The 13,228-nt window shown below is 47.0% G+C and carries 14 protein-coding genes; 4 read left to right on the top strand and 10 right to left on the bottom strand.

The features are described from left to right. Positions 1–174 precede the first annotated feature (174 nt). The 3 genes from NWE73_RS05805 to NWE73_RS05795 are packed head-to-tail and all read right to left on the bottom strand — an operon-like array spanning position 175 to position 2,560. Positions 175–735, bottom strand: coding sequence for a hypothetical protein (locus NWE73_RS05805; RefSeq protein ID WP_277577347.1), 561 nt, complete (start codon positions 733–735; stop codon positions 175–177). Continuing rightward, positions 732–1,751, bottom strand: coding sequence for a hypothetical protein (locus NWE73_RS05800; protein WP_277577346.1), 1,020 nt, complete (start codon positions 1,749–1,751; stop codon positions 732–734). Before NWE73_RS05800 ends, NWE73_RS05805 begins: the two co-directional genes overlap by 4 nt. Beyond that, entirely contained in the window at positions 1,742–2,560 is an 819-nt protein-coding gene (locus tag NWE73_RS05795; RefSeq protein WP_277577345.1) for an outer membrane protein assembly factor BamD, read from the bottom strand. Before NWE73_RS05795 ends, NWE73_RS05800 begins: the two co-directional genes overlap by 10 nt. 60 nt (positions 2,561–2,620) lie before the next feature. On the opposite strand from NWE73_RS05795, the gene NWE73_RS05790 reads away from it, so the two are divergent. The 3 genes from NWE73_RS05790 to NWE73_RS05780 all read left to right on the top strand — a co-directional run bounded on the left by NWE73_RS05790 (position 2,621) and on the right by NWE73_RS05780 (position 5,174). After that, entirely contained in the window at positions 2,621–3,946 is a 1,326-nt protein-coding gene (locus NWE73_RS05790) for a hypothetical protein (RefSeq protein ID WP_277577344.1), read from the top strand. Positions 3,947–3,955: 9 nt separating this feature from the next. Next, positions 3,956–4,657 (top strand): hypothetical protein, encoded by a 702-nt coding sequence (locus NWE73_RS05785; RefSeq protein WP_277577343.1) that lies wholly within the window; start codon positions 3,956–3,958, stop codon positions 4,655–4,657. 85 nt (positions 4,658–4,742) lie between these two features. Then, positions 4,743–5,174 (top strand): hypothetical protein, encoded by a 432-nt coding sequence (locus NWE73_RS05780; protein ID WP_277577342.1) that lies wholly within the window; start codon positions 4,743–4,745, stop codon positions 5,172–5,174. Between the two features lie 19 nt (positions 5,175–5,193). Here NWE73_RS05780 and NWE73_RS05775 read toward each other — a convergent pair whose 3' ends face one another. The 6 genes from NWE73_RS05775 to NWE73_RS05750 form a co-directional block, all read right to left on the bottom strand. Further along, the gene (locus NWE73_RS05775; RefSeq protein ID WP_277577341.1) at positions 5,194–5,988 is read right to left on the bottom strand and encodes an ABC transporter ATP-binding protein; all 795 of its coding nucleotides are present in this window, start codon (positions 5,986–5,988) and stop codon (positions 5,194–5,196) included. Further along, positions 5,988–6,788 (bottom strand): ABC transporter permease, encoded by an 801-nt coding sequence (locus tag NWE73_RS05770; RefSeq protein ID WP_277577340.1) that lies wholly within the window; start codon positions 6,786–6,788, stop codon positions 5,988–5,990. The genes NWE73_RS05775 and NWE73_RS05770 overlap by 1 nt, the downstream gene beginning before the upstream one ends. Before the next feature lie 25 nt (positions 6,789–6,813). After that, positions 6,814–7,761 (bottom strand): ABC transporter substrate-binding protein, encoded by a 948-nt coding sequence (locus tag NWE73_RS05765; protein WP_407652942.1) that lies wholly within the window; start codon positions 7,759–7,761, stop codon positions 6,814–6,816. A 216-nt stretch (positions 7,762–7,977) separates the two neighbouring features. Continuing rightward, on the bottom strand, positions 7,978–9,624 hold the full coding sequence (gene hutU, locus NWE73_RS05760) for a urocanate hydratase (RefSeq protein ID WP_277577338.1): 1,647 nt from the start codon (positions 9,622–9,624) through the stop codon (positions 7,978–7,980). Positions 9,625–9,665: 41 nt separating this feature from the next. Next, on the bottom strand, positions 9,666–11,201 hold the full coding sequence (gene hutH / locus NWE73_RS05755; protein WP_277577337.1) for a histidine ammonia-lyase: 1,536 nt from the start codon (positions 11,199–11,201) through the stop codon (positions 9,666–9,668). A gap of 216 nt (positions 11,202–11,417) precedes the next feature. Then, positions 11,418–11,954, bottom strand: coding sequence for an outer membrane beta-barrel protein (locus NWE73_RS05750; protein WP_277577336.1), 537 nt, complete (start codon positions 11,952–11,954; stop codon positions 11,418–11,420). A 155-nt stretch (positions 11,955–12,109) separates the two neighbouring features. Here NWE73_RS05750 and NWE73_RS05745 point away from each other — a divergent pair, with 155 nt between their 5' ends. Then, positions 12,110–12,622 (top strand): NUDIX domain-containing protein, encoded by a 513-nt coding sequence (locus tag NWE73_RS05745; RefSeq protein WP_277577335.1) that lies wholly within the window; start codon positions 12,110–12,112, stop codon positions 12,620–12,622. Here the strand turns inward: NWE73_RS05745 and rpe are convergent. Continuing rightward, positions 12,586–13,218, bottom strand: a complete 633-nt coding sequence (gene rpe / locus NWE73_RS05740) for a ribulose-phosphate 3-epimerase (RefSeq protein WP_407652941.1) — start codon at positions 13,216–13,218, stop codon at positions 12,586–12,588. The genes NWE73_RS05745 and rpe overlap by 37 nt on opposite strands. Positions 13,219–13,228: the final 10 nt, after the last annotated feature.

Below are 13,228 nucleotides of genomic sequence, written 5' to 3'. Positions count from 1 at the left end.
CCGGCGAAGCCGGAGTGCAAGCACTCAATGACTTATCTGCTTATATGGGGCAAAACTGAAGGACTAAAGGTCTAGAAGCGGACTGGTTTAGCCCCTGGCAAAACCGCTCAGAGTTGGTTCTGGACTTTCGATGAGTAGGATTTCAAACAGATGAGGAGGAACTTTAAACAGAAGTTAGAAACTGTAAGTAACGGCCATAAGAGCATTTACGCCGCCCAAAAATACGAACACTGTTTTCGCATCGTCATTAGTTTCTCGTGAAGCACTATAGAAATTCACAGCCGCAATTACAGCATGGGTCGCCACGCGAATCCATTTGCGGTTCTCGCGTTCAATTTTTTCTTTTTCAAGGTAACGTTGCAGAACCTTATTGCGTTCACTCAAGGACAGACCAGAACCTTCCAGAGCATAGTAAAGGGAATCATACTCATTCCCCGTCCAATAATAACTCGCTCCCAAACCGATGGCAGCCAGACCGACCGTGGAGGTGATCGCAAACATACTTCGGCTGAAAACTTCCTCGGCGGCATAATAACCATAGACACCACCAATGGTGGCGACCGCCCCTGAGATCATGTAACTCAGGCCCAGCTTTTCATCTTCAGCACGCTGTTCAGCTACGAACTGCTGAAACTCTTTCCACTGAGCGTTGCCATCATAATAGTTTTGTCTTTCTCTGGCATGGCCCACACAAGATAAAGCCAGAATCAGAAAAACTAAAAAAACGCGGATCATAGAGTCACTCCAAATTGAATGAAAACACCGCGCTCATTGTTTTCATTCCAATATGACAGGCCACTGGTGAAGTTCTTGAAGCCCACAAGAAAACCGGCTGACTGATCAAACTCCGAAGCACTCACCACCGCTTGCAATATTCCTAATTTATATGAGACCGCCGCCCTGATCGCATCGCGAAGATTTTCCGTATTGGCATTCACAGAGAATTGCGTTCCAACCTCGAGCAACCCCAAAGGAACCAGGGGCTTAACTGACGCCCCCAACAACCCTTCGGGCTTAATGGGAAACTGTTCTGATTTATGACTGGTCACACCCCACTGTGAAAGCACTGCTGAAATTTGCGGTTGCCAAGCAGCGTCCTCCCACGCATAAAGAAAGCCCGGCTCCAGGAAGATCAACTCTTGAGTTTGTGCTTCAAAGAGCTCCTGTGAATTTTCCGCCAAGGCCTCGCTGACCGTAAAAAACTGACCGATGAAGCGCACGTGGGTATAGCGTAATTGCAAACCAGCATAGAAATTCTGAGAGACATAGCTTGCGATCTGAGCCTTCGCACTTTGTTGTTCAGCGGCGATAAAATCAACCGCCGGCAAAGATGGATTTTCGATATGAGAATAAAGAATCAAACGATACGGTTCGATGGAGACACCCCAGGTTGCTGCCTGAAAGGAAGCCTCTAAGGATGCTTCGGCCTGAGCGTAATCTCTGCGGGCCGCAATCCTTGCGACATCGGCCTCTGTTGCCGTTCCACCAAGAAGTCTTTCTGCCTCTTTGAGATATTCAACGTTACTTCCTAAAAAAAGATCTCCATCAAAACGCGGATCGCGAGATTTGGCGACAAACGCAGGATTACATGGAAGACCACGCTCCACACTATCCATGGAATAACAAGCGCTGCCCAAGGAGCGCGATAGAAAGCGTGAACTCCCATCACGCATAAAAGATGGCAGTTCCATGGCTTCCGCCCACTCAATGCCGATTAAGATAATGCTTAAAACTAAAAGTCTTAGAAGCATTGATCCTCCGCAGGAATCGGCAATGCCGCAGCATCAGAACGTAAGCGCTCAAGATTCACGCGAGCTTCCGAGAATTCTTTTTTTGAGGGAAAGGCGCCTTCCAAATCCTGTGATAGTTGAGTCAGACCGTCTAGAACTCGCAGAGCCCAATCCCAATAGGGTTTCACGTCATGCAGACACAAACGACGACGACTGTTTTGATCCCAATTGCGCAGCCCCTCTTCAATCGAAGACTTTAAAATCACTACGCGCAGAGCTGCGCTATAAAGGCGAACTCCAGGTATTTGATCTTGCTTGAGAATGGCTACAGCCTTTTGCAAGTCTTCGCGGGCGCTCTGCCCAACGGAGGGAATCTTATTCCAAATCTCCGCGTAAGTGCTGAGGTTCGCCAACAGTCCCCGCGTCTGATGATCGAGCGGTACTTCCTTGATGCGAATTTGCAGATTCGGTACCGCTGAATTTTTGGCGGTCACAAAGGCATATATCGTTTCAATTTTGACACCAGCTCGAGCCGCGTAAGCAGAGGCCCAAGCCAGTTTGACTTGATAGTGCGGATCTTTTTCAGCGAGCCCTGAGAAGTACTGAATCGCTTCGTCATATTGTTGACGATCGAGCATCTTAAATCCGCTGCTGAGGGCTGATTCACGGGTTGCCGGTTGCTCCTTCGCGGAACAGGAAAGCAGCGAGCCAAGTAAGACAATGTAAGATAGAAGCCGTATTTTTCGCATAACGTTAGGCATAGGCGCGGAACTATAATGCCCCGCGACGGTATTTTCGAGTGTGCGCAGAGCGAAATATACTAATTTCATTGATTCTTACACCCCCGCAACTTAACCCTCCATGCGTGTAATACTACCTAGGAGAGAGACATGATTCGTTCCCTCATTTTGGCCTTCGCACTCGTTGCCACCTTCACTCTGGGCCTTGGCTCCAAAGCCGAAGCTGCCGTTTGGACTGAAGTTAACCAATGGTCTCCAACTTGGGAGGCTCGCTTTGCTGAGTGGGTTCGCAGTTCTTGGCAGGTCGACTTCTTCTCTCGCCCGGTTTTACCGAACGGACAAAGCAATCCTTATGCAGGTCTTCGCTTGGATTGCGCGGATACGGTTTATTCTATGAGATTGATTTTCGCTTATGAAAATCGTCTTCCGTTTGTAATTCAAGATCCGACAGCTTCAGGCAAAACCCTGTCTAATAAAATGAGCCGTTGGGATGGCCAAAGCGAAACTTCCCGCGTTCGTAATTTCCTGGTGTTCATGTTCCAAACGGTCAGCACGCGTTCTCTTCCGAACGACACTTACCCAGTGGCTGTGAACCGCGATGCGATTCATTCAGGTTCTTTGATTTTGACTGTCGCAAAAAATCACCACTCTTGGACGATCAAAGAAATCTTGTCTATTGGTGTGCCTCACCTTGTTTACAATTCCACTGTCGGCGCAAGTTCTGGTTCAGGCTTGCAACAACGTCAATCTTGGCCAAATCCTGAGTGGGTCTTTGAAGAAAACTTCACAGCGGCTGGTAATGCAGGTTTCCGTTACTGGAGACCGACAGAGTATTTGAACCAACCTGTTTGGAAAACTCCAGGCTACAGCGAAGAGCAGTACAAAATTCCACTTGGAAAATGGGTGCGCACCGTGCAAAGCAAATTGGCTTTGCGCCAAGAAACTGACACGCAAATGATGACTCGCATGTTGAACACAACTTGTGAAGACCTTACGGGTCGTGTGACCGCGGTCAATGATGGTTTGAATTATTTGAAGAAGAATCCAAAGTGCATGGACTATGCAACTTACGACACCTACTCAACACCAAACCGTGACCAACGTGCATTCGATGATTTCGTTGCATTAAGAAGAGCTTACCGCGAAATCCTGGCAGCAAACGGTGGCAATCAATTGTCTGCAGAGATGAAAGCGCAACTTGGAAAAATCTATCCGATGATTCAAAGCTCAATCGCCGCTGAAACTCAGAACATGGCCCCGCAAGGAATCACTTCTGCATCTCTTTGCACGACGGAATATCTTCCGGGAAAACGCATGGATGTGGCTGAGTTCAAACGCCGTTTGTCGGCAGGCCTCATTTCAAACAATCCCCATGATGAAGGGTCATACCGTTGGGGCGACCTCCGTGGACCTTCGCAGCGTGCAAAATCATGTCAGTCATGGGACTCTTGGACTCCTGACTTGAACCAAAACTAAAAAGGGAATATGGGACCGATCAAATTTAAAACTTGGATAACTGCAGTAGTTGTACTTTTTGTTTTGGGCGTTCTCGCAGACTATTATTTCCTGCATCTTCTTTTTAAAGAGAAACAACAGCAATTAAATGGCAGCGTTCCCGCTGCCGCTGTTATTCGCGATTCAAACTCCAACACTGGTGCCTATGAGGAGCAAGTGAAGCCCACGCCAACGACGGGCGATTCTGCTCCAGAATCTGCGGCTGAAAACAAAGACACATTCTTGGATTCATTGAAAACTTGCGCTCCTGAAATTGCCGCACAAGCGATTGCAACTCCGGAAGCATTGATTGAATATCTGCGCAAATCTATCGGCGTAAAAAGTGAAGACATTTCGGTTGAAAACTTTCATCTGCTTTTGAAAGATGGATCGAAACGTCGCATCCACGTTGTCGACTCCGACAACACCAACTCTAAAAACAAAAAAGAGCTCCGCTTATTCAGCGTCGATGCTGAAGGTTATCCAGAACCAGTACCTTTGAAAGGGACTGAGACACTGGATTCTTTGCTGGCTATGGGACAAGTCGAAGGCCATGAAGTGAAATCACAACTTCTTTTAAAAGATGGTGGAACGGTCACACTCGAAACTCACAATAACAACGTGTTTGAATTCCAATACACTCATCAAAATAAAATTTTATCTTGCCGTCTTAAAGACTGTCAGTGCCCTTAGACCTAGGTCTGGTGTTGCATTAAGTTCTAGCCACACTATTTCAATCGACAAAGCCTCTGCTAGAGTAGTTAGCAGAGGAGGGCCCATGCAAAAAAACGGCTCGTTTTTGCACGATAGAAGTTTATGGATATACTACGCCCTTTTTTTTTCCGGATCTTTAGTTCTGGTCTATCAAGCCATCCCGATCACCCTGGTTGGTGATTCTGTCAATTTTCTTTGTCTTCTTTTCTTGTTGAACGGCCTGCATGTTCATCGCTTCGTGAACATTATTGAAAACTCAGTCTTGGTGACTATGGGATACATTCTTCCCCTGCTCATTAGAAACTCTTTAAAGCTCACTTATGCAGAGGCTCCATCTATTTATGACTTTGCCAAATTGGCTTTGGTTTCCAGTCTGACGACCATGGCTTTAGGGGCTCTCTTCACGACTTTGGGATTCATCATTAAACATTTCTTTAAAAAAGCCCTGCGTGCCAGTCGCAGCCGCATTACCACCAGCAACATCACTGAAGATTAACGCCCACAGGTGATGGGACTTAGTCCCCAGTGGAGCCGCGGACCTGAGCTTCTTGGAAGCGGTTTTGTTCAGCCATCACTAACTCTGTCAGCTCTTTTTTTAGATCATTGAACTTCGTGTCTGTCGGATTGCGCGGTCGAGGGATATTGACGGCAATATCTTTTTTTACGGTGCCTGGCCGATAGGTCATAACCACAATTCGGTCCGCCAAATAAATGGCCTCTTCCATACTGTGAGTGACAAAGACAACGGTCTTTTTGGTTTCACTCCAAATTTTAACCAACTCATCCTGTAAGCTTCGTCGAGTTAATGCATCAAGTGCTCCAAAAGGCTCATCCATTAGCATAATCGGTGGATCCAAAGCCAAGACACGGGCAATCGCCACACGCTGCCTCATTCCACCAGAGAGATCTTTAGGGAAACGACTGCGGAATTCTGTCAGCTTCAATTTCTGCAACAACTCTGTCAGTGTCTTTTCAATTTTAGTCGGATCTTCATTGCGAATCCTCAAACCAAAAACAATATTGTCTTCAACCGTCATCCACGGAAAGAGAGCATATTCTTGAAAGACCATCCCACGATCCGGGCCCGGCTCTTTGATGATATTTCCGTGAACCCGAACATCACCTTCGGTGGGCAACGAGAATCCCGCGATGGCATTAAGCAAAGTGCTCTTGCCACAACCGGAAGGCCCCAGAAGGCAGATGAACTCCCCTTCTTTTATTGAGAAATTAATATCTCTCAATGCAACAACATCCTGTTGCTCCGCTGTCTTAAAAACTTTATGAACATGATCAATTTCAATTTGTGCCATCACTCCAGACCTCGATGCCAGCGCAGCAAGTGATTGTTCAAGCGATCAACCGCCGTGTCGATCGCAAGCCCCAACAATCCAATTGAGAACATTCCCGCAATGATTTTGTCAGACCAAAAGTATTCACGTGCCTCAAGAATGCGATAGCCCAGCCCGCTGTTCACCGCGATCATCTCTGCAACGATCATACAGATAAATCCAGTGCCAATACCAATGCGCATGCCGCTCAAAATATAAGGCATGGCCGCCGGAACCATGATTTTGGTAAACATGGTATAAGATCCCGCGCCCATATTGCGTGCCGCCCGTATATAGATGTTATCGACCGATCGAACTCCGACAATGGTGTTCATCAAAACCGGAAAGAAGGCACCCAGGGCAATCAAGAAAATCGCCGGAGGATTTCCCAAACCGAACCACAGGATTGAAAGAGGAATATAGGCAATCGGTGGAATCGGACGTAGCACTTGAATCAGCGGATTAAAATAGTCATAACCCTTTTTGCTGGAGCCCATTAAAAGCCCGAGTGGCAAAGCCAGTCCCGCGCCAATTGAAAAGCCCACGGCCACTCTATAGAAACTGGCCAACAAATCGTGGATCAATTCACCTGAAAAAAGCCAGGCCAGATACGATCCTTCTGCCGGATCGTAAGGTTGAAGAGGTTTTAGATATTGGTACCACCGCACCAAGACCGCTGACGGCGCTGGCAACACTTGGGGATTCACCCACCCCACACGCACCACTATCTCCCAAAGAATCACCGCGATGGCAGGAACAATAAAACCTTTAAGTCTGCCCATCTCAACACTCCTTAGCCTGTTCGATCTATTTTACGCCCATGGCCTTCTTGGCTTCTGCCAATAAATCCAACTTCACCCAGTCGACGGCTTTTGGAGGATTTTGCATACGGCCGACTCCGTATTTTTGCATGAAGTCCGTGGTCGTTTGGATGTGCTCAATTGTCAAATCATAGGTGTAAGGGGAATTTCCAATCGCATCTTTAAAATCCTGATCAGTGATCTGGCCTTTAAACATTTTAGTGACGACGAATTTTTGCGCCACCTCCGGTTTTTCGATGAAGGTTTTTGTCGCCTCCACAAAGCACTTCATAAAGCGTTCTGCCACCGGACGTTTTTCTTTGTACATTTTCTCAGTCATGACCAATGTTCTGATTGGTTCTCCCATCGGAGTGTCGTAGGGCTTCATCAATTCCACACCAAAACCTTTATTTATGGCTTGGGACGCTTGAGGTTCACTCTGTGCCATCGCATCGATATTTTTTTGCATCAAGGCTTGGTTCAAATCGGCGAACGCCATGTAAACGATCAGAACATCTTTGCCAGGCTTATCAGACCAAGTGAGGTTGTTTTTGCCCAGCTCGGCTAAAAGTAAAAGCTCTTGGGCTCCACCGCGGGCGACGCCCACTTTCTTGCCTTTAAAATCTTTGATAGAATCAATTTTCAAATCAGGACGCTTCACAATGCGTGCGCCCCCTTGGGCAAATCCTGCCACGGCAAAGATGGGAACACCACTCGCGCGCCCGGCAATCGCCGCATCCGCAGCGCTGGCCGAGACATCGATCTCGCCAGCAATAATCGCTGGCATGATGTCGAGACCCTTAGCGAATACCCGCTCTTGAATTTTCAAATCATACTTGCCGCAAATCTCTGCCATGTAGCTAATGGCTCCATAATGGGCGAACTTTAAATTCCCCACTCGAACCAAATCTGCAGCTGGGGCTTGAAGGGAAAAAGTTAGGGCAAAAGAAAACAAGGCAAGCTTGTTACCGATATTGAAATTCACCACGACAACCTCCTGGGACTTTAAGTTTACACGGTCCCATGTGGTGAGTAGATTCTTGATTTCAATTTATGTTTAGACGCATACAAAAAAACCGATCCCCCTTGTAAACAACTCAGGGAATCGGCTCTAAATAATTTTAATTTTTTTGGACATCCCGTTCTCTGACGAAATCAGAGACAAGGAATTCTAAATCCAAAGACTGTGAACGCCACGCTCTTTAGCGACCTGGGCCGCCAATTCATAGCCCGCATCCAAATGTCTAAAGACACCCATTGCTGGATCCGCAGTCAAAACTCTTTCAAGTCTGCGCGCGGCTTTTTCAGTCCCGTCTGCGACGATCACTTGACCCGCATGCTGACTGTAACCCATGCCCACACCACCGCCGTGATGCAAGCTCACCCATGTTGCGCCACAAGCTGTGTTCACCATTGCATTCAACAATGCCCAGTCGCTAACCGCATCTGAACCGTCCTTCATCGCTTCTGTTTCACGATTTGGTGAAGCGACAGAACCGCAATCCAAATGGTCACGACCGATCACGATAGGTGCTTTTACTTTGCCTTCAGCCACAAGTTTGTTGAGCATCAAGCCCGCTTGAGCGCGCTCACCGTACTCCAACCAACAGATACGAGCTGGCAAGCCTTGGAACGCAATACGCTCTTCCGCCATATCCAACCAGCGAAGAAGATCTTTTTTGTGCGGGAACAGTTCACGCATCGCTTGATCCGTCACCTTGATATCTTCAGAATCACCAGACAAAGCCACCCAACGGAAAGGACCGCTGCCTTTGCAGAACAATGGACGAATGAACGCCGGTACAAAGCCTGGATAGTCGAAGGCATTTGTCACGCCCGCTTCCAAAGCGCGTGCACGAAGATTATTACCGTAGTCGAAAGTCACGGCACCGCGATCTTTCATTTCAAGCATGCCGCGAACATGTTTTGCCATCGAAGCATAAGCTGCTTCTAGATAAGCTTTTTGATCACGGGTGCGGAACTCTTTCGCAGTTTCTACAGAGTAACCTTCAGGAATATAACCCACGAGTGGATCATGTGCGGAAGTTTGGTCCGTCAAAAGATCCGGAGTGAAATTCTTTTCAATCAATTGATGAATCACAGTGGCCATGTTGCCATGAAGAGCGATGGATTTCGCCTCCCCTGCCGCGGTATATTTACGAATACGAGCGATCGCATCGTCGATATCTGTCGCCACTTCATCAACGTATTTTGTTTCAAGACGTTTTTCGATACGAGTAGGATCAACGTCAACTGCAAGCACGCAAGCGCCTGCGAAAACACCCGCTAGAGGTTGGGCGCCACCCATTCCACCCAGGCCTGCTGTTAAAATCACGCGGCCTTTAAGATTTCCGCCAAAGTATTGGCGACCGGCTTCAACGAAGGACTCATAAGTCCCTTGGATAATGCCTTGAGTTCCAATGTAGATCCAAGAACCTGCGGTCATTTGGCCGTACATCATCAAACCCTTTTTATCGAGCTCATTGAAGACTTCCCAAGTTGCCCACTTCGGAACAAGGTTTGAATTCGCAAGAAGAACGCGCGGAGCATCCTCATGAGTCTTCAAAATACCGATAGGCTTTCCAGACTGCACCAAAAGAGTTTCATCGTTTTCCAACTCTTTCAAAGCTTCCAAAATTTTATCAAAGCATTCCCAGTTACGGGCCGCTTTACCAATACCACCATAGACAACAAGATCTTCTGGGCGCTCTGCCACACTTGGATCCAGATTATTTTGAATCATTCTGTAAGCGGCTTCTTGCAACCAGCCCTTACAAACCATTTTATTTCCAGTAGGAGCTTTTACTACGCGAGACATGTTTCCCCCTTCAATTTCAAAATCTATTATTTAAGACCAGCCTACCATTCCAATTCGCCGACTGCGTTTTGCACAACAGTCAAAAGCTCATTGGAAGTCATCATCGCCTTGATGGCCTCGACATCTTTCGAGAAGATACGATCTTCTTTAGCGAATGGAACTGTTTTACGAATATGGTCATGCGCTGCTTTCACCGCTGCTGACGGCTTCAACGGAGCAATCAAATCCAATGATTGACAACCTGATAGCAACTCCATCGCAACGACGTTTTCAGCATTGCGCAGAATTTGCGCGAACTTTCTTGCCGCAATCGTTCCCATAGAAACGTGATCTTCTTTTTCCGCAGACGTTGGAATTGAATCCACACTTGCAGGATGAGCCAAAACTTTATTTTCGCTCACCAAAGATGCCGCCGCCACTTGCACGATCATATGACCTGAGTTCAAACCACCATTTGGTGTCAAGAACGGAGGCAACTCACTCATTTGTGTCGAGATCATTTTAGAAATACGGCACTCACTGATGCTTGCTTGAGAGCTCAATGCAATCCCCGCAAAATCCATCGCGTGCGCCACTGGCATCCCGTGGAAGTTTCCACATGACAAAACCTTGTTCGCGTCCGCAAACACCAAAGGATTGTCGGTAGAAGAATTTGCTTCAGTTTCTAAAACCTTAACGATGTAACGAAGAGCATCCTTTGCCGCTCCGTGAACCGCTGGCATACAACGAAGAGAGTAAGCATCTTGAACGCGTGTATCCGCAATCAAGTGGCTCTCGCCGATTTCACTCGTCTCGCCCATCAACTTCATCAAGTTACGTGCAGTTTTCGCTTCACCTGGATGCGGACGGCTTGCAGAGATCAATGGATCAAAGGCTTTACGTGAACCACGCAAACCCTCTAAAGACATCGCCCCGGCCAAATCCGCCAACCACAAAAGACGACGAGCCTCCCACAAAGAAAGCAAACCAATTGAAGTCATCACCTGACAACCATTGATCATGGAAAGACCTTCTTTGGCTTTCAACTCAAGAGGCGTGATGTTTTTCTTTTTAAGAAGTTCTTGAACCGGAACGATCTTGCCGTCTTCGCCCCAAGCGTCGCCCTCACCAATAATAGTCAATGCCAAGTGAGACAACGGCGCCAAGTCACCGCTCGCCCCTACAGAACCCTGCGATGGCACCACCGGAATGATGTCGTTATTCAAAAACTCCAAGATCTTTTCAACAACCAAGGGACGAATACCGCTGTGGCCTTTAGCCAAAGCATTCGCACGAAGCATCATCATCGCGCGAGTTTCCGTTTTCGTAAACGGAGCACCGATCCCCATGGAGTGAGAGCGAATCAAATTTCTTTGCAACTGCTCGATTTCAGAATCAGAGATACGCACTGAAGAAAAAGCACCAAAGCCTGTATTCACTCCATACATCACTTCACCGCTCGCAATACGACCTTCAATATAGTCGCGAGATTTTTGCATTTGCGCTTTCGCCGAAGCTGCCAACTCCACCTTCTCTGAAGGATTGTGAGCTGCCGCATAGAGGTTCTCTAAAGTGATATTTTCACCAGTGATCTGCATATCCAAACTCCTTAAAACTAGAGTCGGCATCCTAGCGCACAGCATGGCAAAAAGGTACGCCGTACCTTTTTGAGGCCCGCCGCATCAAGCAAAAGGTGCCTGGCACCAATTGCTTCACTCACCGCATCGCAAAAAGGTACGGCGTACCCTAGAAATGCGAAAGGGAAGGCTTTTGGGCCTTCCCTTTGTTGGTGATCGCAATTTATTAGTTTTGGACTAGAAAACGAGTGGCAAAGAGACTGACAGCACCACTGATTCGTTTTGAGCGTCAGGGAAGTTGTCATGAATGTCGCCGCCAGTGAGTTTGCCTTTGATGTACTCAGCGTTCAAAGAAACAAATGGCAATGCCGTGAAACCCAAACCAAATTTGTAATTGGTTCCAGTGCCCTTCATTGAAGGAGTCGTTTCAAGCTTTAGTTCATCAGAGAAGCCATAACCAGCCCACACTCTGAACAAAATTGGCAAATCAACACCTACAACTGCGTAAAGAGTTGTACGCTTAAAATCAGAGTTAGTGAGCGCATTTGAATCCGGTTTATTTGTACCCGTTTCAAAAGCACCATCTAAACCCGCCCAAAACATAACAGGAGCCTTGTAAGCCAAGCGGCCGCCAATAACAGTACCGCTGGTTTTTCCATCTGGATCGGTATTCTTTCCAGTTTCGTAACCAAGATACGGCTCGATCATGATGTTCGCGTGTGCAACACCAGAAAACCCAAGAATAAGAGCCAGAGAGATTAATAACTTGTTCATAAAAATTGTTTCTCCTTTTGTAACCCAAAAGCTGTTCAGATTCCTTTACAATTCTGAATAGGAGCATGGCAATCGTCAAACAATAGAAGGCAAATGACGAAGCAAATTGGCTCACTGGCTAGGTAGCCCTTGGTCTCGAATACAAGGAGGTATTTATGGAGCATCCGTATGACAATGACAGTGAATACTATGCCTCTCTGCCTCGCAAGCGAGTGGGTTCAGGAGCCCTGATTTTCTATAGAAGCCAGATCCTGATCATGCAGCCTGTATATAGTTCTGAGTGGCTCCTTCCTGGAGGCACTGTAGAAGCCGAAGAATCCCCGCTCGAGGCCCTTCATCGTGAAATTAAAGAGCAACTGAACTTAAAAATTGACCCCCTGCAACTGATCGCGGTGGACTATATTCCCAATCGAGACGTCAAAGGCGAATACCTTCAATTCTTATTCGAGGTCAAAGAACTGACCGAACATCAGGTCCAGCAAATCAAAATCTCGACTGACTACAAAGACTTCAAATTTGTCGATATTGAAAAGGCCATTTCAATGCTTACCGTTGCGGCCGCACGCAGACTTGAGAGTGCCTTACTGGCACTTCAAGATGGAAAATCGATTGTGTATTTGGAAAATGGCAATCAGCCTTCTTTTAATTCGACGATGGCTTTCTTGTAGTCCTTGCCGAAAACAAAACTTCCCGCCACGAACACATCGGCTTCGTGGCAAAGCTTTGCTGTTTCCGCATTGATCCCGCCATCCACTTCAATCAAGCAATTCAATTGATGCTTTTCGATTTCAGAACGAAGAGCTGAAATTTTCGCGATCTGATCATGCATGAAAGACTGCCCGCCAAAACCTGGCTCCACCGTCATCACCAAAACCAAATCGCACAATGGCAACAAAGGAAGAACTTCAGAAACCGCCGTGCGAGGACGCAAAGTGATTCCCGCCTTAGCCCCCAAAGCACGAATTTGCTTTAATACTGCCGCAGGATCTTTGGTCGACTCCACATGAATCGTCAAATAATCACTACCCGCTTTTACAAATTGCTCAATGTATTTTTCAGGCTCTTCAATCATCAAATGCACGTCCAAAGGAATCGATGAAACCTTTTTTAAAGACTTCACCACCGGAATACCAATCGTGATATTGGGAACAAAATGTCCATCCATCACGTCGACATGAATCCAGTCGGCTCCAGCCTCTGTAACTGCTTTGATCTCTTTTTCAAGATTTGCAAAGTCCGCACTTAAAATAGAGGGAGCAACCAGTTTTTTAGTT

Origin of the sequence: Bdellovibrio svalbardensis (genome assembly GCF_029531655.1) — a bacterium.
In the GTDB taxonomy this organism is placed as follows: Bacteria; Bdellovibrionota; Bdellovibrionia; order Bdellovibrionales; family Bdellovibrionaceae; genus Bdellovibrio; species Bdellovibrio svalbardensis.
The sequence above is the reverse complement of the archived record's forward strand: the minus strand, read 5'-3'. Positions and strand labels throughout refer to the sequence as shown.